We start from the raw sequence: 23,464 nt of genomic DNA, 5'->3' as shown, positions 1-23,464 counted from the left end.
CTCAATGACTGAATCTGTCTGGGCGCCGGACGGCAGCAACCTGGTGGTACACGCGGACAACGCGGAATTCCTCCCCTCGCTGCCGGACGGCGCCTTCACACTCATTTACGTGGACCCGCCGTTCAACACCGGCCGGGCCCAGCAGCGCCAGGAAACGCGGATGGTGGTCAACGCCGAAGGTTCCGGAGACCGCGTGGGCTTCAAGGGACGTTCCTACGACACCATCAAAGGCGCCCTGCACCGTTACGACGACGCCTTCAGCGACTATTGGTCCTTCTTGGAGCCGCGGCTCGTGGAGGCCTGGCGGCTGTTGGCAGACGACGGCACGCTGTACCTTCACCTGGACTACCGCGAAGTGCACTATGCCAAGGTTATGCTGGACGCCATCTTCGGCCGGGAATGCTTCCTGAACGAGATCATCTGGGCCTACGATTACGGGGCGAGGGCCAAGTTCCGCTGGCCCACCAAGCACGACAACATCCTGGTGTATGTGAAGAACCCGGCGAAATACCATTTCGACAGCGCCGAGGTGGACCGGGAGCCGTACATGGCGCCGGGGTTGGTCACGCCCGCCAAACGCGAGCTCGGCAAGCTGCCCACTGACGTCTGGTGGCACACCATCGTCTCGCCCACCGGCAAGGAAAAAACCGGCTACCCCACGCAGAAGCCTGAGGGCCTTGTCCGCCGGGTGGTTGCCGCGTCTAGCCGGCCCGGGGACTGGTGCCTGGACTTCTTCGCCGGTTCCGGTACGCTCGGTGCGGTGGCCGCCAAGCTGGACAGGAAGTTTGTGTGCGTGGACCAGAACCAGCCAGCCATCGACGTCATGGCCAAACGGCTGGGCTCCCGCGCGACGTTTACGTCGTTCCCCCCCAACTAGGTCGCAGTTAATGTCGTTTTGAGCCTCCAATACGACATTAAATGCGACCTAGATTCGTCGCTGGTTCGGCTAGCAGGTTTCCATCAGCTGGATTCCGTGATCTCTCTGTCGGTTGTCCAGGACCGCTCCGTTGGAGTCGCAAATGGCGTTGACCAACAGGGCAAAGCCTTCACCGTTCTGGAAGTTGCCATTGCTGCCAGCGCCTTCCGGGACAGTTCCCGGCGGCAGGAACACCCAAGCACCCGCCTCCAGTACGTACGCCCAGTTGCCCTGCACATGGACGTTGATATTAGGGCCGGGGATGAAGATGAAGTCGCTGCCCGTGTAGGCCGACCGGCTGACGTTGGAACAGTCCAGCGCATTGGCTGCCGTGGGGACAAACATAAAGAGTGCGGCCAGGCCAGCCGCGGCGAATGATTTCCTGAACATGGTTTCTCTCCGTCTACCGTACGAAATGTTGCATGGCGACGAGACCTTTTGGCGATGAACACCAACCCCGGCAAGCGCAAGACTACTCAGCCCGGAGCGTTAGTCAAGATGTGCGGAACTCCCGCGCACTACTGCCGTCCCAGTGGCCAGCTCCTCGATCCGCGCCAGCACCTGGGGCGTCGTCAGGTTCTCTCCCAGCAGGTTGGGTTTGCCGGTGCCGTGGTAGTCGGACGAACCTGTAACCAGGAGTCCATGCTTGGCCGCGAGGCCCCTCAGATACTCACGGCCGGCCTCGGGATTGTCCCTGTGGTCGATCTCCAGGCCCACCAGGCCGGCGTCGATCATCTCCTGGTACGTGCGCTCCCCCACGATCCGTCCACGTGCGGAAGCCACCGGATGCGCAAAGACGGGAACGCCGCCGGCGGCACGGACAAGCTCGACGGCGGTTGCGGGGTCGGGCGCGTAGTGCTGGACGAAGTAGCGCGAATGGGAGGTCAGGATGGAGGTGAAGGCCTCCGAACGGTCCGCCACGACACCGGCGGCCACGAGCGCATCCGCGATGTGCGGGCGCCCCAGCGTGGCACCGGGTGCCACATGATGGATGACGTCGTCCCACGTCAGCGGATAGTCCTCCGCAAGCAGGGTGACCATGCGCTCGGCGCGGGTGAGGCGGGCGTCCTTGGCCTTCGTGATTTCCTCCAGCAGCCCGGGGTGGTCAGGATCGTGCAGGTAGCTCAGGAGGTGCACACTGATCCCTTCCGCCGTCCGGCAGGAGACCTCCATGCCCGGAACGAGCGCCACGCCGAATTGCACGGCAGCGGCCGAGGCTTCGGCCCAGCCATCCGTGGAGTCGTGGTCTGTCAGCGCGACGACATCCAGCCCTGCGCGGGCGGCCGAGGCCATCACATCGGCGGGTGTTTCCGTGCCGTCGGAAACATTGGAGTGGGCATGCAGGTCAATCCTCACCTGCCCAGCCTAGTTGACCGCGTTCGCGCAGCCGCGTAGCTGGTGAGACGATGGTGCCGTGAACGATGCCGAAAACACCCTGAACTCTGCTTCCCAGCCCCTCGAAGAGCGCGTCAACAACCGCTCGCAGCGGCCCAGTTCCGATGCCTTCAAGGCCTTTATGGCCAGCAATTGGGCGCCTTCCACTAAGGAACTGCCGGCGCGCGATACCGTCGCCAGCTACGCCGCGACCCGGCGAAGGACCATCTCTGACCAGTTCAAAGGCGAACGCCTGGTCATTCCCGCCGGCCCGCTGAAGGTGCGCTCCAACGACTGCGACTACCGCTTCCGTCCGCACTCCGCATTCGCCCACCTCACCGGCCTGGGCCTGGACCACGAGCCGGACGCCGTACTCATCCTCGAACCTGTCGGAGAAGGAAAGGGCGACGACGGCGGGCACCACCATGCCACGCTGTACTTCCGCCCGCTGGCCGGCCGGGACACTGAACAGTTCTACGCCGACTCGCGATCCGGCGAGTTTTGGATCGGCGCCCGTCCCACCCTGGCTGAGTTTGAAGCACGGTTGGGACTTCCCACCGCTCACATTGACGCGCTCGAAACCGCGATCACCAAGAATGTGGGCGCTCCCGAGATCGGCGGGATCTCCATTCGCCTGGTCCGCAAGGTGGACGAGAACATCGATGCCCTGGTGGACACGGCCCGCTACAACACGGCCAAGGACCCGGACAACCTGGACCTCGCGGTCCTCGATGCGCTGGATGAGAAGCTGTCTGAAGCCCTGTCCGAGCTCCGCCTCCTGAAGGACGAGTGGGAGATTGAGCAGATGAAGACGGCAGTCGCGGCCACGGTCGAAGGCTTTGTGGAAGTGGTCAAGTCCCTTCCCCGTGCCCTGACCCATGACCGCGGCGAGCGGGTTGTGGAAGGCGCGTTCTTTGCGCGTGCCCGCGAGATCGGCAACGAACTCGGTTACGACACCATCGCGGCCTCGGGCAACAACGCCACCGTGCTGCACTGGACGCGCAACACCGGCAGCATCAACGCCGGGGAGCTCCTGCTCCTGGACGCGGGAGTGGAGGCCGACTCCCTGTACACCGCCGACATCACCCGCACCCTGCCTGCCAACGGCATGTTCAGCGAGATCCAACGCAAGGTCTACGAAGCGGTCCTCGACGCCGCCGACGCCGGGTTCGCCGCCGCCCGGCCCGGGGCCAAGTTCCGGGACATCCACACCGCCGCCACGACGGTCCTGGCCGAGCGGCTCGCTGAGTGGGGGCTGCTGCCCGTCAGCGTGGAGGAAGCGGTCAGTCCCGAGGGGCAGCAGCACCGCCGCTGGATGCCGCACGGCACCAGCCACCACCTCGGACTGGACGTGCACGACTGCGCACAGGCCAGGCGGGAGCTGTACCTGGATGGCATCCTGACCGAGGGCATGGTCTTCACTATCGAACCGGGCCTGTATTTCAAGAACGAGGACCTGGGCATCCCGGAGGAGTACCGCGGCATCGGAGTCCGGATCGAAGACGACGTCCTGATGACGGCCAATGGCCCCATCAACCTCAGTGCCGCGCTGCCCCGCAAGGCCGACGACGTCGAGTCCTGGATGGCCGGTATCTATCGGGAAGCCAACGGCGAAGGCAGCCAGCAGGCCCCCGCATAGCCCGCTGCGGCCTCAAACGCGAACGGACACCTAAGCCCCTGGGGTTTAGGTGTCCGCTCGCGTTTGAGGCCGTGGACGTAACGGCTAGGAGCCCGCTTCGTCCCGGTTCCTGTCCGGTGCCACGTCGGGCTGCTGCGCAGGCTGCCCGGAGTCCGGGTGGTCGCTGCCGGGCCCGGCGTTGTTGGCGGGTGAGGCAGGCGCGGGGTTATCGCTGACACGCACGCCGTACTGCGGCCGGCCATCGGGCAGGTCAGGATAGCGAACCGCCGAGACGGGGGCCGGAGCCGGCTGCGCCTGGCCCTCGGCCGGCTGGCCTGGTTGTGCGGCCACAGCGGGGCCGCCCTGCGTACCGGGGCTCTGCTGTCCGTACGGATCGTTCCAGCTGGCTGGCCTCACGGGAGCCTGCCCTTGCTGGTGGCCGGCCTGTTGGCCGGGCGCCTGCCCCGGCTGCTGGTAAGGCTGGTTGTGGTAGTCGCCCTGCGTGTATGGCCTCGGCCCGGCAGCGGCGTCGGACCGTGTCATCGGCAGCTGCTGGAGCAGCCGCCGGGCTTCGTGGGCGGCCTCTGGCGAAACCACCACGTCATAGGTGGTGGCCACCACTTGGCTGGTAGAGGTGAAGTCACGCTTTCCCCGCTGCATGGCGTAGGTGACAATGCCGAACAACATAAAGAAGGCGGCACCCATCAACACGGACGTCAGGATGGAGAAGTAGCCCGGGGACGGTGCGAAGAAGGACAGCATCACGCCGACGAACAGACCGAACCACATGCCGCTCAGCGCCCCTGACAATGCCACGCGGGGGTAGCTGAGGCGTCCCGTCACGCGCTCCACCATCTTGAGCTCGTTGCCCACGATGGACACCATCTGGACCGGGAACTGCTGGTCAGCGAGATAGTCCACAGCCTTCTGGGCATCCAAGTAGGAGTTGTAGGAACCCACGGTGTCACCTGTGGGGACGGTGCGGGACTCGTCCACGCCGTTGGACCCGCCGGCCTTCGGACCACCAAAAATGTTTGACATACCTCCATTCTTGCCTATCAGCATGTGTGCCGCCTGTAAATTCAGCTAAAAGAGAGCAGACTCGGTAGCCTGTAGACGTGAGCACAAATCTTTCGCGCGTCTTCGTTGCGCGCCTTCTGGGTCTTGACGTCTTCGACCCGCTGGGCGACCGTCTGGGCCGGTTGCGCGATGTTGTGGTGCTCTCGCGCGGAAGCCGGGGCGCCCCCCACGTGGTAGGCATCGTCGTCGAAGTTCCGGGTAAGAAACGCGTTTTTGTGCCGATGACGCGCATCACCTCGATCGACCAGACCCAGATCATCTGCACCGGCCTGGTCAACCTCAGGCGATTTGAGCAGCGCGGCGCCGAGACACTGGTAGTGGCGGAGATGTTTGACCGCCGGGTAACGCTCAGGGATGGCAGCGGTGACGCCACCATCGAGGACATCGCCATGGACCAGCACCGTTCCCGGGACTGGTTCGTCAGCAAGCTGTTTGTCCGCCGCGGCCATTCCCTCTCGCCCCTGAGCCGCCTGCGCCGCAACGAGACCATGATCATCGACTGGGCCGACGCCCTCCAGGGTGCCCGCACCGAGCCCCAGGCCGCAACGCAGTTCGTAGCAAACCATGAAGACCTTAAGCCCGCTGACTTCGCCGAGGCGCTGCAGGAAATGAGCGATAAGCGCCGCTTCGAGGTAGCCAGTGAACTCCAGGACGAACGTCTCGCCGACGTCCTGCAGGAGCTCCCGGAGGATGACCAGGTGGAGATCCTTTCGGCCCTTGATGTCCAGCGCGCCGCTGACGTCCTCGAAGAAATGGACCCCGACGACGCCGCCGACCTCCTCGGCGAACTGCCCACCGCCCAGGCCGAAGAACTGCTGCAGCTGATGGAGCCCGAAGGCGCCGAAGACGTCCGCCGCCTGCTCGAATATGACGAGGATACCGCTGGCGGCCTGATGACGCCTGTGCCGGTGATCCTTCCCCCGGAGGCGACCGTCGCCGAAGCCCTGGCCCACGTCCGGCGCGAGGAACTCTCGCCCGCCCTGGCTTCGTCCATCTTCATCGCCAGGCCACCGCTCGAGACTCCGACCGGCCGGTTCCTGGGCGTCGTGCACATCCAGCAGCTCCTGCGATTCCCACCCTTCGAGCCCTTGGGGAACCTCGTGGACAAAAACCTGGAGCCGTTGTCGGACCAGGCCCACATCAGCGAAGTCGCCAGGACGCTCGCTACCTACAACCTGAACTCCCTGCCCGTGGTCAATGATGACGGCCGGCTCGTGGGGGCGGTGACTGTTGATGACGTTTTGGATCATCTGTTACCGGATGATTGGCGCGCCCATGATGGCGAAGCCCCGATAAGAAGGCTCGGTGGCCGCATTGGCTGACAATACCGCTCCCAAGAATCCCGGCCAGCGCGGCACAGGGAAGGCAGCAAACAAAGGAAGCCTCGACACACCCCTGAGCGGCCGCAAGCGGATCCTGCCCAAGTTCTCCCCCGATCCGGACGCTTTCGGCCACGCAACCGAAGGTTTTGCCCGGTTCATGGGTACGCCCCAGTTCCTGGTCTACATGACAGTCTTCGTCGTCATCTGGCTGGTCTGGAACACCTGGGCACCGCTGGAGTGGCAATTCGACTCCCGCGCCCTCGGCTACACCTTGCTGACGCTGATGCTTTCGCTGCAGGCGTCCTATGCTGCACCCTTGCTGCTGCTGGCCCAGAACCGGCAGGATGACCGCGACCGCGTCTCGCTGCAGCAGGACCGCCAGCGCGCTGAACGCAACCTGTCCGATACCGAATACTTGACCCGTGAGCTCGCCTCGCTGCGGATCGCCCTTCGCGAGGTGGCCACGCGCGACTACGTCCGCGCGGAGCTGCGTTCGTTGCTGGAGGACATGCTGGAGGCCCAGGAGGAACTGCGGACCCACGACCCCTCCGGGGCCGGCAGCCACGAATCGCCGCGGGACAAGGTCAAGGAGAAGCTGAAGGAGAAACGGGATCGGCAGCGGAGCCCCCGCACGCAGCAGATCCCCCGGGTCAAGCCCAGTCACGCCGCCCAGCAACCCGCCGTAACGCCGCAGCCGGCGCCCCCCGAAACCTTTACAACCCCGGAAGCCGAGTAAACGCCTGCATGTCTGAATCCCTGCACCAGGCGGTTAATACTGCCCTGGCCACCGTCATCGACCCTGAACTCCGCCGCCCCATCACGGAGCTAGGCATGGTGGACTCGGTGGAGATTTCCGACGACGGCCGTGTTCGGCTTGCCGTGCTGCTCACCATCGCCGGTTGTCCCCTCCGCGACACCATTTCGTCCGACGCCGACAAGGCGCTTTCCGCGGTTCCCGGGGTCACCGCCGTCGAGGTTGAACTGAAGGTCATGAACCAGGCCCAGCGCGACGCCCTGAAGGAACAGCTGCGCGGCGCCGGCGGCCAGCGCGGCATCCCCTTCAACCAGCCCGGTTCGCTGACCAAAGTCTTCGCCGTGGCCAGCGGCAAGGGCGGCGTGGGGAAGTCTTCCGTCACCGTTAACCTGGCCTGCGCCCTGGCCGCGCAGGGACTCAGGGTAGGGATCGTGGACGCCGACGTCTACGGCTTCTCGGTTCCGGCACTGATGGGCATCACGCAGGCCCCGACGCGGGTGGACGACATGATCCTGCCACCGGTCGCGTACGGCGTAAAGGTCATCTCCATCGGGATGTTCGTCACGGCGAACCAGCCTGTGGCCTGGCGCGGTCCCATGCTGCATCGCGCCTTGGAGCAGTTCCTCACCGATGTCTACTTTGGTGACCTCGACATACTCTTCCTTGACCTCCCCCCAGGTACTGGCGACATCGCCATCTCTGTAGCCCAACTGCTGCCCAAGGCGGAAATCCTGGTGGTCACCACGCCCCAGGCCGCTGCGGCGGATGTCGCCGAGCGGGCAGGCGCCATCGCCACCCAGACGGGGCAGTCGTTGGCTGGAGTCATCGAGAACATGTCCTACCTTGAGATGCCCGACGGCGGCAGGATGGATTTGTTCGGAAGCGGCGGCGGGGAGGTCCTCGCCGAGCGGCTCACGGCAACAGTGGGTTCAGAGGTACCGTTGCTGGGCCATATTCCGCTGGACATCCTCCTGCGGGAAGGCGGGGACGCCGGTTCGCCGATCGTGCTGGGGCAACCGGAGACACCGGCCGCTAAGGCGCTTGTTGAGATTGCCGGCAAGCTGTCGGCGAAACCGCGCGGGCTGACGGAGATCAAGCTGGGGCTGCAGCCGCGCTGACTGCCATGGGCTGGCGGATCGGCGGGACCCTCCCGGCGCCCTCCCCGTGCAGTTCCTAGGTTGCTTCGGTGTCGAAGGGCGCTGCTTCACCGGCTGGCAGCTGCTGGATAACCCGTTCAGGGCGCGGGGCCGTCGTAGTCGCGCCGGCAGTGACGGCTGCGGCGCCGGCCACGGCTGCCACCGCTGGCGCACCTGCGCTGACCGGTTTGGAGTCGTCGTCAAGAAGCGCTTCCTTGATGATGCGCCGGGGATCGTACTGGCGGGGATCGTATTTCTTCCAGTCGACCTCGTCGATGTCGATCCCCACCTCCTCTTTGATCTGCTCGCGGGCGCCGGAGGCCATGCGGCGGACTTCCTTCACCAGATTCGCAAGTTTCTGGGTATATTCGGGCAGCCGCTTGGGACCGATCACCAGAATGCCGATGATCAGCAGAAGGAAGAACTCCGGGCCGTTGATTCCAAACACTTTAGGAAGATTACCCTCTCCGGGGTCATGCTGACGATTCCCGCTTACGACCGGCGGCAACAGCCAGTTTTAAGGCGTCAGAATCCGGACAATTTTGTGCAGGCCACGCTGCAGTCGTTCACTCAGGGGCTCCGCTGCAGGAGGACTGACGGACGCCGTCCCCTCTGGCGCAACGCCCGCGCTGATACCGGTCGCGGCGAGGGCGGTGAGCCGCTGAAGGACAGGGAGGGCGTCGTCCGCCCGGTCCGCCGGCAGGTCGGATTCGTACGTGAGCGTGTTTGCTCCGGACTGGAGGACCGCCGCCCCGGGTACGGAGCTCAAGATGGACACGTCACTGTCCCCTGCAGGCGTGCGGACGTCATGCTGCTCGACGACCTTGGCATAGTACCGGCCATCTGAGAGCTTCATCTCGACGGCCGGGCGACCGTCCAGGGTGGTTGCCCTGGCAGAAAGAACGTGAAAGCCCAAAGACTCCAGCTCAGGACACACCCAGCCTTCCAGGCGCAGTCCTGCAAGTTGTCCGGCGCTCAGCTCCCGGCCGTCGGCGGGCACCTTGGCGGGCTGCTGTACAAAGCTGCCAGCGGCCGAACTGGCAGCCATCGGCAACGGGTCGCCGGCCAGGGCGAAAGCGCTTGCGGCAAGGACCCCGGCAGCCGCCGCCGTTCCGCCGGCTGCGAAGGCCAGGATCTTCGCTCCGCGGTGCGGACTGCGTGACGGCTCGCAGGAGGCCATGGCAAGGACATGCGTCTGCTGCAGCAGGCGGGCCGTGAGATCCTGGCTGGCAGGCGGGATGGACGCTTCCCGCAGTCTTTCGATGTACTGGCGTTCGCGACGCATGGCCGAGGCGCACTCCGGGCAGCTCTTAAGGTGGCTGTCGGTCCGGGGATGCCTGCGGAACAGCGGGTTGTCGGGAGTCATGAGGCCGATCAGAGAATGCTGGCGATGCGTGGCATCGAAAGCTTCGGCTTGCGCGAGTGCTGCGGCCGTGGGTCCCGGTGCGCGAGCTTCTCACGCAGCATGGTCCGGCCGCGGTGGATGCGCGAACGCACGGTCCCCAGCTTGACGCCAAGCGCCGCTGCAACTTCGTCGTAGGACAGGCCCTCGAGGTCGCACAGCACAACTGCCGCGCGGAAGTCCGGCGGAAGCTCCTCCAGTGCGGCCTGCACGTCGAGGTCCAGGTTGTTCAGTTCGAAGCTCTGCTCCGGCCCCGGTTCGCGGCCCGGGATCCGGGATTCGGCGTCCTCCGCCAGCGCGTCAAAACGGATGCGGCTCTTCCGCCGTGCCTGATCCAGGAAGAGGTTGGTGGTGATGCGGTGCAGCCAGCCGTCCAACGTGCCAGGTTTGAAGTTTTCCAGTGACCTGAAGACCCGGACAAAGACCTCCTGGGTGAGGTCTTCGGCGTCGAACTTGTTTCCGGTCAGGCGGTAGGCCAGCCGATAGACTTTCGCGGAATGGTTGGCAACCACTTCTTCCCAGGTTGGCCTGACCCATTCGACCGCAGGATCTTGTGATGCAGGGACAGGTGCCACAACTGATGCTGACATCGTCCACTCCCCTCGTGGATAAGCTAACGCCCGGATACTGTTGACATCTCTGGTTCGGCGCCGATCACCGTATGGATGAGCGGATCTCCATCATTTCAAAGTTGGCTGGGAATTTCCTGATTGGCAAGCCACTTCTGCCAAAGGCGCAACCCCCGGGATCCGGCGTCCGTGCCTTAAGACACAGTAGGCTGTATTCAACACTCCCCTGCCGCCCAGAAAGCGAAATCACCCATGAGCGCCGACAAGTCCACGAGCTGGTCCTATGCAGAAGATCTGCCCGCAGAGGATGAAGTCATGCTTCGTGCACGCGAACGCTCCTTTGAGCTGGGAGTGACCCCGATCGGACGCGGCGTAGGCGCCGTCCTGACGGTCCTGGCAGCGTCCTCCAAGGCGCAGACCGCCGTCGAAATCGGTACTGGAGCAGGAGTTTCCGGTGTCTGCCTCCTGCGCGGCCTGGGGCCCCAGTCCGTGCTGACCACCATTGATGTGGACGTTGAACACCTGAAAGCGGCACGGGAGGCGTTCTCGGAGGCAGGCAGCCCTGCCAACCGCACGCGCACTATCTCCGGACGTGCCGGTGACGTCCTGCCGCGGCTCACCGACTCCGCCTACGACCTCGTCTTCATCGACGCCGACAAGCCGGGCCTGCCGGGTTACGTGGAACAGGCTGTCCGCCTGCTGAAGTCCAGGGGGCTGCTGATCATCAACGACGCCCTGGACAAAGATCGGGTGGCCAACCCTGCCAACAGGGATGCCACCACGGTTGTGCTCCGCCAGGTGGGCAAAACCATCCGCGACGACGAGCGGCTCGCCTCCAGCATGCTTCCTACCGGCGACGGCCTTTTGGTCGCGGTCAAGAAATAGGCGGCCAAGAATAGCCACGCCCGGGAATAGCCCCGGCCAGGAAAAAGGCCAGGGCCCGCCGCCCTAAGGCTGCGGACCCTGGCCCAGCGAGATTATTCGGTAACGCCTACGAGGCATTCCTTAAGGTTTGCCGCTTCCGCTGCATTGAGTTCAACAACAAGCCGTCCGCCACCTTCGAGCGGCACACGCATAATCAGGCTGCGGCCCTCCTTGGTGACTTCCATAGGGCCGTCGCCGGTGCGTGGTTTCATAGCCGCCATGAGGAATTTCCCCTCCAATTAGTCCAGGACATATCAGCCCGGACGGGCTGTGTCCGCATGGTCAATCAAGCCGCTATGGCGGCACGCGTGGGCACCGCCATGGCTGAACATATTCTGAATGCTTTTGTCCTTGCTTACTTACTATTATCCCGTAATTACCCGCACGTAGCTAATCGATGGACATTTCCGGCCGCGTCGCTTTCCTGCACTCCGCCGCCGAGGCAGGGCGGGCAATCACGGCGGATAGTCGCCGCCTCCGGGCAGTTGGGCCCAGGCCCACAGCCAGACAATCCAGACGATCTGCAAAATAACAAACATCACGATCACTGTGCCGCGGTAGGCCTTGGAGCGGGACAACACCGCTGCAGCGAGGGCCAGCGGAAAAAGCGGAAGCAGCATCCTGAACGTGCTGGTCTGGGGATGCAGGAACAGCAACAGGTATCCCATGTAGCAGGCGCACCACAAACGGAGTTCAACACCGAGTTTCAGTACCGGAGGGCTGAAGAGCATCAGCGTGAACAGCCCGGCAAAAACGAACGGCGCAACCACGCCCAGTACTGGCCCAAAGAGCTGGATGCCTGTGTCGAACCATGGCTTGAACGGCACGAGGTCGTGACCCCGCCAGACCGTCTCCGTCCTGGTGTACGCCTCGATATCACCGGTAGCGGCCCAGGCGGCGGCAGGCCAGATGAGAGCGGCGGCTCCGCTGACGGCGGTCAGGCCAGCCAGGGCGCCCAGCTCCCGCCGGCTGTGCACCTGGGAGTCCTGTTCACCACGGCCTCGTTGCACCAGCCGGCAGATAAACAGCACTCCAACCATGGCGGCAAATGGCACCCCCACCGGCCGGGAGAGGCTCATGAGCAGCACCACGGGCATCGCGAGGTAGTACTGCCGCCTTACCAGCAGCAGCAGCGCCGCAACCAGAAGGAGGATGGTCAATGGCTCGGCATAGGGCACCTGGAGTATCCCGGAAACGGGGAAGGTCGCGAAGAACGCCACTGCCCAAATGGCTGTGCCGTGCGTCACCCGGTGGCGAAACAGGCTGTAGAGGACCAGGGCTGCCATCAACCCTGAGAACATCGCGATGAGTGCCAGCGACGCTTCCGGCGCGATGCCGGTCAGCGCTGAAAGTGCCCCGCCGAGGAAAGGGAAAAGCGGGTAGAACGCCCAGGCGTTTTCCTGGACATTGCCGGCCGCGTCAACGGGGAGGACCGCCGGGTAGCCGTTGCTGATGACCTCGCCGTACCACCGCGCGTCCCAGATATTGATGAAGTTCCAGTAGTCCGGCTTGGCAGGGAACCAGGGATTTGTTCCCTGGTGCCGGGCTGCAGCCACGAAGATACCTGCGCTGACCAGCCTGGCCGCCACGTAGAGGGCTGAAACCTGAAGCCACCACGGCCAGTGCCGGACTGCTCCTCCGGCCCGTGTCGCCAGTGCGCTGATCGAGGAGGCGAAGCCCTGCCTGCTTCCAGTGTCCGTGCTCAAGCCCCGTCCTCCGCCGGGCTCCGGCCCGGGCCCGGCGGTGCCTGTTCCGGTCCCTGTTGCGGTGTCGGTTCCGCTGCCTGTTGCGGTTCCAGGTCCGTGTCCGCCGGGTTCTGAATCACACGCTGTGCCTCAACAAGCCGCGCAGTCAGTTGCTCCACTTCCCCGCGCTTGGCGGCGAGCTGGTCGCGAAGCTCATCAAGCACCTGGTCCACCTGGTCCATGCGGTAACCGCGCAGGCCCAGGGAAAAGCGGACGCGGTCGACGTCGGCCGGCGCCGCATCGGCGGGTAGCAGGACTGGCGGAAGGTTTGCCACGGGCTGCTCGAAGCCGGTGTCGAGGAGTCCGCTTTCCCGCACGGCGCCCGGGCGGCCGCGCCGGAAGATGCTGGAAGGGCCGCCGGCACCGGCCCCCACGACGGCGCCAACCAGCACGATGGCCAGGAAAACCAGGAAGAAGCTCACAGCATCAATCGTGCCAGATCGCGGACAACCTGCTATTCGGGCCGCTGCTCGCCGTTGGACGGTACCTGGACAGTGCCGTGGAGCACTCGGTCCACGGCGTCGGCGGCATCGTCAACAACCTGGATCAGGTCCAGGTCCTTCTCGGAAACCATGCCCTCGGCCACCAGTGTGCCCTTGATCCACTCGATCATCGGACCCCAGAAGTCGACACCGAGCAAGACAATGGGGAAGGAGGTGACCTTCCGCGTCTGGACCAGCACCATTGCTTCGAACAATTCGTCCAGCGTCCCCAGCCCGCCTGGAAGGACAATGAAGCCCTGGGCATACTTCACGAACATCGTCTTGCGCGCAAAGAAGTACCGGAAGTTGATGCCGAGGTCCACCCATTGGTTGAGGCCCTGTTCAAAGGGAAGTTCGATACCCAATCCCACCGACACTCCGTTTCCCTCAACGGTCCCCCGGTTGGCGGCTTCCATGGAACCGGGACCGCCTCCGGTAATCACAGCCACGCCCGCCTCCGCGAGTTTCCGGCCCACTTCCACGCCCATCTCGTAGTAAGGGCTCCCCGGCTTGGTCCGGGCGGAACCGAAAACGCTGACCGCCGGGCCCAGGTCTGCCAAGGCCCCGAAGCCTTCAACGAACTCGCTTTGAATCCTCATCACACGCCACGGATCGGTGTGGACGAACTGCCCGGCACCCTTGGTGTCAAGCAAATGCTGATCAGACATTTCCACGGCCGCCTGTTTGCGGCGGAGTTCAAGGGGCCCCTTACGGCGCGGCTGGGAAGTTTTGGCCGGATCTGCGTTGATGCTCATCACACAAGGCTAGCGCCACGGCGGGCACACCAGCGGCAGGTATCTCTTGAATCACGATCCGCACGAACTTGGCGTGATTCCCGTCATAAGAGGTCTTTGTTCGCTAGATTCTTCCTATGACTACTCATGTGCCCGGCGATGCGCTCGTCTCCCTGAATGGTGTGAATAAGCATTACGGTCAGCTGCACGTTCTCAAAGACATCAACCTCCATGTCCGCAAGGGCGAAGTGGTTGTTGTCATTGGGCCCTCCGGCTCCGGCAAGTCCACGCTGTGCCGTGCCATCAACCGCCTCGAAACAATCGAGGGCGGCACGATCAGCATTGATGGAAAAGTGCTGCCGGAGGAGGGGAAGGAACTCGCCCAGCTCCGCGCCGACGTCGGGATGGTCTTCCAGTCCTTCAACCTGTTCGCGCACAAAACCATCCTTGAGAACGTCACCCTTGGTCCCATCAAGGTCAAGGGCGTCGCCAAGGCCCAGGCCGACAAGGAAGCCATGGCATTGCTGGAGCGGGTAGGCGTGGGACACCAGGCTCCCAAGCTGCCGGCGCAGCTTTCCGGCGGCCAGCAGCAGCGTGTAGCAATCGCCCGCGCCCTGGCCATGAAACCGAAGGTCATGCTCTTCGACGAGCCCACCTCGGCGCTTGACCCCGAGATGATCAACGAGGTCCTGGATGTCATGATCCAGCTGGCCAAGGAAGGCATGACCATGGTGGTGGTGACCCACGAGATGGGCTTCGCCCGGAAGGCCGCGGACCGCGTGGTCTTTATGGCTGACGGCCAGATCGTGGAGGACGCCAAGCCGGAAGAGTTCTTCACCAACCCCCAGAGCGACCGCGCAAAGGACTTCCTGTCCAAGCTGCTTACCCACTGATTCAACCATCGAACGCACACACTCCAGTTCGCACCCAGGCCGTGACCCGCGGCCGACCAATGAAAGGAATGTCATGAAGGCATTTATGACCCGCCGGAAGTCGTTCTTCGTGGCGGCTACCGCAGCCTTGGCGTTGTCCCTGAGCGCCTGCGGCGGAACCACGCCCGGCACCACCGCCGATCCCACCGTTGCCGAGAAGCCCACATTCGCTGCTGGCACCACCATGGAGAAGCTGGCCTCGGCCGGCACCATCAAAATTGGTACAAAGTACGACCAGCCGCTCTTCGGCCAGGTGGGCCTGGACGGCAAGCCCGTCGGCTTCGACGTCGAGATTGGCAAGCTGATCGCAGCCAAGCTCGGCATTCCCGCAGACAAGATCGAATGGTCCGAGACACAGTCGGCCAACCGGGAGCCCTTCATTGAACAGGGCAGGGTGGACATTGTCATCGCCACCTACACCATCAACGCCAAGCGCAAAGAGGTCGTCAGCTTCGCGGGTCCGTACTATGAGGCCGGCCAGGCACTGATGGTCAACAAGGACAACGACTCCATCAAGAAGCCGGAAGACGTCAAGGGCAAGAAGGTCTGCTCCGTGACCGGCTCCACCCCTGCCGCCACCATTGTGGACAAGTATGGAGCGATACTCGCCCCGGCCGGCAAGTATTCAGACTGCCTGGAACCGCTCCGCAACAAGCAGGTTGAAGCCATCACCACGGACAACGTGATCCTGGCCGGCTTCGTGGACAAGGAGCCGGATGCCTTCAAGCTCGCCTCCGACGAAACCTTCACCAAGGAGCCTTACGGCATCGGCCTGAAGAAGGATGACACCGAGTTCCGCAACTGGATCAACGACCAGCTGGAAGCCTTCGAGGAAGACGGATCCTACAAGAAGGCCTGGGAAGCAACCGCGGGTTCGGTCATCAAGACCGCTCCTGAACTTCCCGCCCTCGACCGTTACTAGGTAACAGCGGCGGTTTCCGGGGGATGTTATTGCACAGCTGATCCCCCGGAAGCCGCCACCTCTTTTTTCGACCGCCTACGCCCAGAGCCGAAGGATCCTATGGAAGTCATCATTGAAAACCTCCCCCTGTATTGGGAAGGCCTTCTCCGCACTCTTTTCCTGTCTGTCGTCTCCGGGATCATCGCCCTGATAGTCGGAACCCTCCTGGCTGCCGCCCGGGTCTCCCCCGTTGCGGCGTTGCGCGGCTTCAGCACCGTGTACGTGGAGGTCCTCCGGAACACGCCGCTGACCATTGCCTTCTTTTTCGCCGCAGTAGTCCTGCCGCGGCTCGGGGTGACCTTCCAGCAGTTCGAAGTCGCCGCTATCATCGCCCTCAGCGCCTACACTGCGGCTTTCATCGCCGAAGCCGTGCGCTCCGGCGTCAACAGTGTGCCGGTCGGCCAGGCAGAGGCCGCGCGCAGTATCGGCATGAAGTTCGGGCAGGTGCTCTCTTTCATCATCCTGCCGCAGGCCCTTCGGACGGTGATCCCGCCGCTGATCAACATCCTGATTGCCCTCGTGAAGAACTCCTCGGTCGCCGGCGCGTTCTTTGTACTCGAACTTTTCGGCTACGGCCGCCAGATGGCTAACGCCAACGGCGACCAGGTCATGGCCGTGCTTCTCGGCGTGGCGTTCTTCTATCTGCTCCTCACCGTTCCGCTGGGCATCCTGGCCAGCACGGTGGAACGAAAGGTGGCGATTGCCCGATGACATCAGTTCTCTACGACGTTCCCGGCCCCAAGGCACGCCGGGTCTCCCTGATCGGTTCCGTCATTGGAACCGTCCTCATCCTTGGCCTGCTCGCATGGATTGTCATGACCCTCACCCAGCAGGGCATCTTTGAAGGACGGCGCTGGGCGATCTTCACCCGCGCCGACGTCTGGACACTGCTCGCAAGCGGCATCGGGGCCACGCTCAGTGCCGCTGCGATCGCCGCAGTGATCGCGTTTCCGCTCGGGCTGATGCTTTGCCTGCTCCGGATCTCACTCGTTGACTGGATCCGGATACCCACGCGGATAGTCCTTGAGTTCCTGCGCGGCATGCCCGTTGTCCTCATGATGCTCTTCGTGCTGCTGGTTTTCGGCACAAGCTCCTTCGTTGCCGTGATTGCCGGGCTTGTCCTGTACAACGCCGCGATCTTCGGTGAAATCATCCGGGCCGGTATTCAGTCGCTGCCCAAGGGCCAGAGGGAGGCGGGCCTGACCATCGGGCTCACCAGCTTCCAGTCCCGCATGCTGATCGAACTGCCACAGGCTGTCCGCCGGATGATGCCATCTCTGGTGGCCCAACTGGTAGTACTCCTGAAGGACACGTCGCTTGGCTACATTGTGGCCTACGGCGAGCTCCTGCGCGCAGTCCAGGTCATGGCAGACTTCCTTGGCAACGCGTTCCTGTTCCCGATCTTCTTCGTAGCTGCCGCCATCTACATCGCGATCAACATCTGCGTGTCCCGGATCGCGGTCTGGATCGAGCGCCGTGGTTCCAAGAAAGCCGCGGGTGGCGTGGCCAAGGCGCCAACCGCCGTCGTCGCCCCGGAACTTCCCGAGGTACGCGAACCCAAGTAGGCTGCTTCCTCCAGCGTGCAGAAAGGGTCCGCAGCCAGCTGGCTGCGGACCCTTTCTGCATTGCGGACTAGGCCGCCAGCCAGCTCCGCAGTGCGCGCAGGCATTCGCGGATGGCGTCCGCGTCAACGTGTTCGTTGTCCTTGTGCGCCAGCAGCGGGTCACCCGGCCCGAAGTTCACGGCCGGGATGCCGAGTTCGCTGAAGCGTGCGACGTCGGTCCACCCGTATTTGGGTTTCGGCTCGGCCCCGACGGCGGCTACGAAGGACGCGGCAGCGGGATGATTCAGGCCGGGACGCGCGCCCGCGGCAGCATCGGTGCGCACGACGTCGAAGCCTTCGAGCAGTTCGCGCACGTGGGCCTCCGCCTGGTCAGGCGTCTTGTCAGGGGCGAAGCGGTAGTTGATCTCCACCACGCAGCGGTCCGGAATGACATTGCCTGCCATGCCGCCGTTGATCTTCACGGCGTTGAGGCTCTCCCGGTAGTCCAGTCCATCAACGTTGACGGTCTGCGGTTCGTAGGCAGCCAGCCTGGCCAGGATCGGGGCCACGGCGTGGATGGCGTTCTTGCCCATCCAGGCGCGGGCGGAATGCGCTGCCTCCCCCACCGTGGTGGCCTCAAAACGGCTGGTCCCGTTGCACCCGCCCTCCACCGTTCCGTGGGTTGGCTCCAGGAGGATGGCAAAATCGCCACCCAGGAGCCCGCCGTAATTGCGGACCAAGCGGCCCAGCCCGCTCTTGACCGCTTCCACTTCCTCGTGGTCGTAGAAGACAAAGGTGACATCGCGACTGGGTACCGCGCCGCCGTCGAACATGGTGGCTGCCAGGGCCAGCTGGACCGCAACGCCGCCCTTCATGTCCGTGGCTCCGCGTCCATAGAGGACCCCTTCGCCCGGAATACCGGACTCCCAGCTCGACGGGACAGTGCCACGCGCGCCCTCGGTGGTTGGCAGCGGAACGGTGTCCAGGTGACCGGCAAGGATGACCCGTTCCGGCCGACCCAATTCCGTGCGTGCAATCAAGGAGTCGCCGTCGCGCACCACGTGCAGTTCCGGGATGGCTCGCAGGGCGGCCTCAACGGCGTCGGCCAACTCCGTCTCGTTGCCGGAGACACTGTTGATGTCCATGATGGCGGCGGTGAGGAGGGCAACGTCCTGGTGGACGTCGAGCGGCAGGATGGAAGCGTCAGGAGCAGTTTCGGCAGTCACGAAGCCAGTCTAGTTCGAACCCGGGGTCCGGCTCTCGATAGACTGGGCCCATGACTGAGACCGCTACTTCTGCCGTGCCCGAAAACCAGAACGCAACTGTTGATGCCCGCTCCGCCTATGGCTTCGGAGTCGCCACCATCGCCACCGCCCCTGGTGACGAAAACGGCGTGGAAAATGCCAACGCCACCGTCCTGGATGTCTGGTTCCCGGCCCCCGCCCTTGGCGTGGCCGCGGAGAGCCTGCGGGCAGTCGAAAACGCTGACCCCACCCTGACTGAAATCGCGAAGAACGGGGCCGACGCCGACCGTGGAACCGAGCAGAAAGTGGTTTTCGTCCAGATAAACCTGGATGAGGCACCGGCAGACACAGCTGACGCGTACCTGCGCCTGCACCTGCTGTCGCACCGCCTGGTGAAGCCCAACACCATCAACCTTGACGGCGTGTTCGGCAAACTCCCCAACGTCGTCTGGACCAATTTCGGCCCCGCCGCCGTGGAAGGCTTCGAACTGACCCGCGCCAAGCTGCGCAAGCGCGGCGCCGTCACCGTTTTCGGCGTCGACAAATTCCCGCGCATGGTGGACTACGTGGTACCCACCGGAGTCAGGATCGCCGACGCCGACCGCGTCCGCCTCGGTGCCCACCTCGCCGAAGGAACCACGGTGATGCACGAGGGCTTTGTGAACTTCAACGCCGGCACGCTGGGGACCTCGATGGTGGAAGGCCGGATCTCCGCCGGTGTAGTCGCCGGTGACGGCAGCGACGTCGGAGGCGGCGCGTCCATCATGGGCACCCTGTCCGGCGGCGGCAAGGAAAAGATCGCCATTGGCGAGCGCGTGCTGCTGGGCGCCAACTCCGGCGTCGGAATCAGCATCGGTGATGACTCTGTGGTGGAAGCCGGCCTCTATGTCACTGCCGGCACGCGCGTTCGCGTGATCGGCCCGAAGGACGCCGACGGCGAGGACACCACGAAAGTGGTCAAGGCCGTTGAGTTGTCCGGTGTTCCCAACCTCCTGTTCCGGCGCAACTCCACCACAGGCGCTGTGGAGGTCCTCCCCCGCAAGGGCCAGACCGTGGAACTCAACAACGCCCTGCACGCCAACTGAGCCCCGCACCTCATCCTTCAGTGGCACGTAAACGTGGCCTCCGGCGACCTGTGGTGCTGCTCCTCACTCTGGCACTGGTAGGAGGCGGGGTTTACACGGCTGTTTCGTTTCTGCAGCGCTCCGAGACCCTGGTCTCAGAGCGCTGCACAGCCGTGGTTGGCTCCCAGACGGCGGAACTGGCTACTGACCAGGCGGTCAACGCGTCCCTGATCACCGCCGTCGCGGTCCAGCGCGGGCTTCCGCCGCGCGCCGCAAGCATCGCCCTGGCCACTGCCATGCAGGAATCCAAACTGCGCAACATCGGCCACGGTGACCAGGCCGGTCCGGATTCGCGGGGGCTGTTCCAGCAGAGACCGTCCCAGGGATGGGGGACGGAGGCACAGATCATGGACCCCTACTACGCGGCCAACGCGTTCTACGACGCACTGGTCAAGGTACCGGGCTACGAATCCCTGGAAATCACCGACGCCGCCCAACGGGTGCAACGCTCCGCATACCCCGACGCATATGCCCAGCACGAGGAAATGGGCCGGTACTTCGCCTCCGGACTGACGGGCCAGTCGCCGGAAGCGGTGAACTGCACGCTGCGCTCCCCTGACGCTCCGGGCGACCCCGCCCGAGTGGCCGCCGAGTTGTCCCAGGCTTATGGCGCCCTGGACACCACGGCGGAGGCGCAAACGCTGACCATTGAGGCAAGCGGCGCCCGGGCGTGGTCGGTGGCCCATTGGGCTGTTGCCAACGCCAAGGGCCTTGCAGTCATCAATGTGGAGGTTGCCGGGCGAAGCTGGAGCCGCGGAGACGACGGATGGCAGGTCTCCGATGCCGCCGACAGCCAGGTACGGATAACCGTCTCGCCTCCCATCGACAGCTAAGCTCCTCCGGCGGCCGAGGTTTTAGCAGGACGTGCTCAGACGAGCATTTCCACGACTGGCTGGACGTAACTGCGGAAGAGCTCGGGCTGGGACATCAGCTCGTGGCTCATGATGATCTTGTCCGGTTCCAGGTACCACGCCCGTTGCTCGTTCAGGGGCAGTTCAATAATGGTCAGGTTGAAGTCCCGGGAACCCCTGCCAATTTCCATGAGGCGGTCATCGACCATGTCATCGAGCAACTGGTCGGAGCCGCTGGCCACCCTTTCCGCCTCCAACTCGGCATATTCGCTGCGGCGCTCCCGTGCCCACGTCAGGGCGGCCCCGAAGTGCGCCTGCAGGACACGCTGCAGCGCCGGGGAGTTGCCGAAGGCCTCAAAGGTGGGCGGCGTCAGCTCCGGCGACATCTGGGGATAGGACTTGAGCAACTGGTCCCACCAGGCTTCCCACTCCGTCTTGAGTGCACTAAGCCCACCCACTTCGGCAGTGAGATGGGAGTGGTCCGCATGGCGGATCTTCGGGGCGGCATGGGACAGGGCGGGACGGCCGGCCCCGTCCAGTCCGGCGGCATCTCGCACGTACAGGGCGATCATCATGGGACCTGACGTATCCATGGTTATCTGCCAGCCGGAACCGCCTGTGTGATGCATCCCTATTCCTCCCGTGGCGTGCGCTGTACCGGCTTTGTGTTCCGGATCTGCTTCCCCCGGCTCCCAGTCTATTCCCGAAGCTGCCTGACGTTAACGGCCTGACCAGCGGACATGCCCGCGATATGGCGCTCCAGGACGTCCCGGCACATCTGTGCGGTCATCCACTCGGGCTGCAGCAGCGCGTGCATGCACAGGCCGTCAATGGTGGCAAGGAGCCTTTCGGCTTCGATGACCAGTGACTGCTGCCCGTTGCCATCATCCGGCACGAGGTCCGTGACCAGCCGGCCCACCACGGCAGCCACCCCGCGGTGGCTCCGGTCGGCCTCGGCAGCCAGGAAAGGCCGGATGCGGGCTGCGTTCTTGAAAGCCATCCAGACGCAGGCATCCACGGCACGCTCTTCGTCCAGCGGCAACAGTTCACACAGCAGTGTTAATACGGCCTCGTGGTGTTCCACCGTGCCAGCTGTGTGTTGTTCCACCGTGTCCAGCGCACGGGAGACACGGAAGATGATCCGGTCAATGACGGCGGCAAACGAGTAGCCCAGCAGTTCCTCGCTGCTCGCAAAATAGTGCCGGACAGAGCCGACGGCGAGCCCGGCCTCATCGGCGACCTCGCGGAGCGACGCGCGCTCCAGGCCATCTACGGCAATGATCCGGAAAACGGCGTCGACAACTTCCCCACGCCGGGCTTCGGCGTCCACGATTTTAGGCACTCCTCTTTTTTAACACAGTTGTGCTTTATAGGCGTAATCCCGCTGCGCTACTTCCGGACCGGTCCATGACCGGCATCCGGAATGACCGGGCGCACGGGGCATGAAGTGGGATAGCGTTGAGGCATGAAAATTCTGGTCACTGGTGGCACCGGGTACATCGGCTCCCACACTGTTTTATCCCTGCAGGAAGCCGGCCATGACGTAGTGGTGATCGACAACCTGGCTAACTCCAGCGAGGAGTCCCTGCGCAGGGTTGCAGAGCTCAGCGGAAAAACGGCCGAATTCCATAACGTGGATCTGGTGGACGAGGCAGCCGTCGAAGGAGTGTTCGCCAAGGGCGGGATTGACGCCGTCATCCACTTCGCCGGCCTGAAAGCGGTAGGGGAATCAGTCCGCGAACCCCTCAAGTACTACTACAACAACCTCGTGGGCACCCTGAACCTCATCCGGGTCATGGACCGCCACGACGTCCGCTCGCTCGTTTTCAGCTCCTCGGCCACCGTGTACGGCGAACACAACCCCATCCCCTACGTCGAGAAAATGGAAATCGGCGCCAACAACCCCTACGGCCGGACCAAGGAACAGATCGAGGACATCCTCTCTGACCTCGGCGACGCCGATCCCCGCTGGCACATCGCCCTGCTTCGCTACTTCAACCCCGTCGGCGCACACCCCTCCGGCCGCATCGGCGAGGACCCCCAGGGCATCCCCAACAACCTGGTTCCGTTCATCGCCCAGGTAGCCGTGGGGCGCCGCGACAAGCTCATGGTCTTCGGCGGCGACTACGACACTCCCGACGGAACCTGCCTGCGGGACTACATCCACGTCGTCGACCTCGCCGAAGGCCACGTCGCTGCGCTGAACCACGTCGCGGACCGCGCCGGAGTGTTCCGCTGGAACCTCGGCTCCGGCAAGGGCTCCTCCGTCCTGGAAGTCCTGCGCTCCTTCGAAAAAGCCGTGGGCCAGCCCATCCCCTACGAGATCACCGGCCGCCGGGCCGGCGACCTCCCAGCGTTCTGGGCCGACCCCCACTCAGCCCTGGCCGACCTCAGCTGGTCCACCACCAAAACTGTCGACCAGATGTGCGAGGACCACTGGCGCTGGCAGAAAAACAACCCCCAGGGTTACAACTCCTAGCATCTAAGGTACAAAAAGCGGCCACGGGCAGCGCAAATGCGTGACTCTTAGCTGACCCGAAAATTCGGTTCAGCGGAATTCCGGGCTTTCCGTTTCGCCGGCCGCTCAAAAGCCACGCAATCTGGCTGCGGGAAAGGCTGAGAAGGGTAGCCTTTGGGTCATGAACGACGGCGGCCGCCCCCCGGGGGGAGGGGGGCGGCCGCCGGCGGGTGTGGGTAGGGGGCCGGGGGGGCCGCGGGCCCGGTGAAAGCGCGCCGGCGCGCCCCTGTAAACC

General features: G+C 64.2%; 26 protein-coding genes. 13 read left to right on the top strand and 13 right to left on the bottom strand.

Features of this window, described 5'->3' with window-relative positions:
- Positions 1 to 4 precede the first annotated feature (4 nt).
- A complete protein-coding gene (locus tag V9L17_RS07095; RefSeq protein ID WP_337350928.1) occupies positions 5 to 877 on the top strand; it encodes a DNA-methyltransferase in 873 nt (290 codons plus the stop codon).
- Positions 878 to 946: 69 nt separating this feature from the next.
- Here the strand turns inward: V9L17_RS07095 and V9L17_RS07090 are convergent, their stop codons facing one another.
- On the bottom strand, positions 947 to 1,306 hold the full coding sequence (locus V9L17_RS07090; RefSeq protein ID WP_337345703.1) for a hypothetical protein: 360 nt from the start codon (positions 1,304 to 1,306) through the stop codon (positions 947 to 949).
- Positions 1,307 to 1,405: 99 nt separating this feature from the next.
- Positions 1,406 to 2,272 carry a PHP domain-containing protein gene (locus V9L17_RS07085; RefSeq protein WP_337350927.1) on the bottom strand — a complete coding sequence of 289 codons (867 nt, stop codon included), beginning with the start codon at positions 2,270 to 2,272 and terminating at the stop codon, positions 1,406 to 1,408.
- A gap of 58 nt (positions 2,273 to 2,330) precedes the next feature.
- On the opposite strand from V9L17_RS07085, the gene V9L17_RS07080 reads away from it, so the two are divergent.
- Complete coding sequence (locus V9L17_RS07080; RefSeq protein ID WP_337345701.1) at positions 2,331 to 3,929, top strand: aminopeptidase P family protein; 1,599 nt, start codon at positions 2,331 to 2,333, stop codon at positions 3,927 to 3,929.
- 84 nt (positions 3,930 to 4,013) lie between these two features.
- On the opposite strand, the gene V9L17_RS07075 is transcribed toward V9L17_RS07080, so the two are convergent.
- Positions 4,014 to 4,949: a general stress protein gene (locus V9L17_RS07075; protein WP_337350926.1), complete on the bottom strand. Its 936-nt coding sequence runs from the start codon at positions 4,947 to 4,949 to the stop codon at positions 4,014 to 4,016.
- A 77-nt stretch (positions 4,950 to 5,026) separates the two neighbouring features.
- Here V9L17_RS07075 and V9L17_RS07070 point away from each other — a divergent pair, with 77 nt between their 5' ends.
- Genes V9L17_RS07070 through V9L17_RS07060 form a run of 3 tightly spaced genes read left to right on the top strand, consistent with a single transcriptional unit; the run spans position 5,027 to position 8,182 of the window.
- Positions 5,027 to 6,310, top strand: a complete 1,284-nt coding sequence (locus tag V9L17_RS07070) for a magnesium transporter MgtE N-terminal domain-containing protein (RefSeq protein ID WP_131131437.1) — start codon at positions 5,027 to 5,029, stop codon at positions 6,308 to 6,310.
- Complete coding sequence (locus V9L17_RS07065; protein ID WP_337350925.1) at positions 6,294 to 7,046, top strand: DUF1003 domain-containing protein; 753 nt, start codon at positions 6,294 to 6,296, stop codon at positions 7,044 to 7,046. The genes V9L17_RS07070 and V9L17_RS07065 overlap by 17 nt, the downstream gene beginning before the upstream one ends.
- Before the next feature lie 8 nt (positions 7,047 to 7,054).
- Positions 7,055 to 8,182 carry an Mrp/NBP35 family ATP-binding protein gene (locus V9L17_RS07060; RefSeq protein ID WP_337350924.1) on the top strand — a complete coding sequence of 376 codons (1,128 nt, stop codon included), beginning with the start codon at positions 7,055 to 7,057 and terminating at the stop codon, positions 8,180 to 8,182.
- A 55-nt stretch (positions 8,183 to 8,237) separates the two neighbouring features.
- On the opposite strand, the gene V9L17_RS07055 is transcribed toward V9L17_RS07060, so the two are convergent.
- The 3 genes from V9L17_RS07055 to sigE all read right to left on the bottom strand — a co-directional run bounded on the left by V9L17_RS07055 (position 8,238) and on the right by sigE (position 10,192).
- Entirely contained in the window at positions 8,238 to 8,648 is a 411-nt protein-coding gene (locus tag V9L17_RS07055) for a Sec-independent protein translocase TatB (RefSeq protein ID WP_337345697.1), read from the bottom strand.
- Positions 8,649 to 8,717: 69 nt separating this feature from the next.
- On the bottom strand, positions 8,718 to 9,566 hold the full coding sequence (locus V9L17_RS07050) for an anti-sigma factor (protein ID WP_337350923.1): 849 nt from the start codon (positions 9,564 to 9,566) through the stop codon (positions 8,718 to 8,720).
- Positions 9,567 to 9,574: 8 nt separating this feature from the next.
- Positions 9,575 to 10,192: an RNA polymerase sigma factor SigE gene (gene sigE / locus V9L17_RS07045; RefSeq protein ID WP_337350922.1), complete on the bottom strand. Its 618-nt coding sequence runs from the start codon at positions 10,190 to 10,192 to the stop codon at positions 9,575 to 9,577.
- 231 nt (positions 10,193 to 10,423) lie between these two features.
- Between sigE and V9L17_RS07040 the strand changes: the two genes are divergently transcribed.
- On the top strand, positions 10,424 to 11,056 hold the full coding sequence (locus V9L17_RS07040; protein ID WP_337350921.1) for an O-methyltransferase: 633 nt from the start codon (positions 10,424 to 10,426) through the stop codon (positions 11,054 to 11,056).
- Positions 11,057 to 11,148: 92 nt separating this feature from the next.
- Here V9L17_RS07040 and V9L17_RS07035 read toward each other — a convergent pair whose 3' ends face one another.
- From V9L17_RS07035 to V9L17_RS07020, 4 genes are all read right to left on the bottom strand, one after another.
- Complete coding sequence (locus tag V9L17_RS07035) at positions 11,149 to 11,316, bottom strand: DUF3117 domain-containing protein (RefSeq protein ID WP_009357720.1); 168 nt, start codon at positions 11,314 to 11,316, stop codon at positions 11,149 to 11,151.
- A 234-nt stretch (positions 11,317 to 11,550) separates the two neighbouring features.
- On the bottom strand, positions 11,551 to 12,801 hold the full coding sequence (locus tag V9L17_RS07030) for a hypothetical protein (protein WP_443198014.1): 1,251 nt from the start codon (positions 12,799 to 12,801) through the stop codon (positions 11,551 to 11,553).
- Entirely contained in the window at positions 12,798 to 13,262 is a 465-nt protein-coding gene (locus V9L17_RS07025) for a DivIVA domain-containing protein (protein ID WP_337350920.1), read from the bottom strand. The genes V9L17_RS07030 and V9L17_RS07025 overlap by 4 nt, the downstream gene beginning before the upstream one ends.
- A gap of 32 nt (positions 13,263 to 13,294) precedes the next feature.
- Positions 13,295 to 14,077, bottom strand: coding sequence for a TIGR00730 family Rossman fold protein (locus V9L17_RS07020; protein ID WP_337345692.1), 783 nt, complete (start codon positions 14,075 to 14,077; stop codon positions 13,295 to 13,297).
- A gap of 116 nt (positions 14,078 to 14,193) precedes the next feature.
- On the opposite strand from V9L17_RS07020, the gene V9L17_RS07015 reads away from it, so the two are divergent.
- The 4 genes from V9L17_RS07015 (at position 14,194) to V9L17_RS07000 (ending at position 17,514) form a co-directional block, all read left to right on the top strand.
- A complete protein-coding gene (locus tag V9L17_RS07015; RefSeq protein WP_337345691.1) occupies positions 14,194 to 14,949 on the top strand; it encodes an amino acid ABC transporter ATP-binding protein in 756 nt (251 codons plus the stop codon).
- A 73-nt stretch (positions 14,950 to 15,022) separates the two neighbouring features.
- Complete coding sequence (locus V9L17_RS07010) at positions 15,023 to 15,910, top strand: glutamate ABC transporter substrate-binding protein (protein WP_337345690.1); 888 nt, start codon at positions 15,023 to 15,025, stop codon at positions 15,908 to 15,910.
- Between the two features lie 99 nt (positions 15,911 to 16,009).
- The gene (locus V9L17_RS07005; protein WP_337345689.1) at positions 16,010 to 16,660 is read left to right on the top strand and encodes an amino acid ABC transporter permease; all 651 of its coding nucleotides are present in this window, start codon (positions 16,010 to 16,012) and stop codon (positions 16,658 to 16,660) included.
- On the top strand, positions 16,657 to 17,514 hold the full coding sequence (locus tag V9L17_RS07000; protein WP_337345688.1) for an amino acid ABC transporter permease: 858 nt from the start codon (positions 16,657 to 16,659) through the stop codon (positions 17,512 to 17,514). The genes V9L17_RS07005 and V9L17_RS07000 overlap by 4 nt, the downstream gene beginning before the upstream one ends.
- Positions 17,515 to 17,581: 67 nt before the next feature.
- Here the strand turns inward: V9L17_RS07000 and dapE are convergent, their stop codons facing one another.
- Positions 17,582 to 18,718: a succinyl-diaminopimelate desuccinylase gene (gene dapE / locus V9L17_RS06995; protein ID WP_337350919.1), complete on the bottom strand. Its 1,137-nt coding sequence runs from the start codon at positions 18,716 to 18,718 to the stop codon at positions 17,582 to 17,584.
- A gap of 50 nt (positions 18,719 to 18,768) precedes the next feature.
- Between dapE and dapD the strand changes: the two genes are divergently transcribed.
- The gene (gene dapD / locus V9L17_RS06990) at positions 18,769 to 19,821 is read left to right on the top strand and encodes a 2,3,4,5-tetrahydropyridine-2,6-dicarboxylate N-succinyltransferase (RefSeq protein ID WP_337350918.1); all 1,053 of its coding nucleotides are present in this window, start codon (positions 18,769 to 18,771) and stop codon (positions 19,819 to 19,821) included.
- A gap of 20 nt (positions 19,822 to 19,841) precedes the next feature.
- Entirely contained in the window at positions 19,842 to 20,693 is an 852-nt protein-coding gene (locus V9L17_RS06985) for a hypothetical protein (RefSeq protein WP_337345685.1), read from the top strand.
- Between the two features lie 35 nt (positions 20,694 to 20,728).
- On the opposite strand, the gene V9L17_RS06980 is transcribed toward V9L17_RS06985, so the two are convergent.
- Together V9L17_RS06980 and V9L17_RS06975 are read right to left on the bottom strand one after the other, a co-directional pair.
- The gene (locus V9L17_RS06980) at positions 20,729 to 21,340 is read right to left on the bottom strand and encodes a hypothetical protein (RefSeq protein ID WP_337345684.1); all 612 of its coding nucleotides are present in this window, start codon (positions 21,338 to 21,340) and stop codon (positions 20,729 to 20,731) included.
- 68 nt (positions 21,341 to 21,408) lie between these two features.
- Positions 21,409 to 22,053: a TetR/AcrR family transcriptional regulator gene (locus V9L17_RS06975; protein WP_337345683.1), complete on the bottom strand. Its 645-nt coding sequence runs from the start codon at positions 22,051 to 22,053 to the stop codon at positions 21,409 to 21,411.
- A 123-nt stretch (positions 22,054 to 22,176) separates the two neighbouring features.
- On the opposite strand from V9L17_RS06975, the gene galE reads away from it, so the two are divergent.
- Positions 22,177 to 23,190 (top strand): UDP-glucose 4-epimerase GalE, encoded by a 1,014-nt coding sequence (gene galE / locus V9L17_RS06970; RefSeq protein ID WP_337350917.1) that lies wholly within the window; start codon positions 22,177 to 22,179, stop codon positions 23,188 to 23,190.
- The last annotated feature ends 274 nt before the right edge of the window (positions 23,191 to 23,464 follow it).

The sequence above is a fragment of the Pseudarthrobacter sp. CCNWLW207 genome, from assembly GCF_037203945.1.
Classification (GTDB): Bacteria; Actinomycetota; Actinomycetes; order Actinomycetales; family Micrococcaceae; genus Arthrobacter.
Note: the sequence above shows the minus strand (reverse complement) of the source record. Positions and strands in the feature narration are given on the sequence as shown.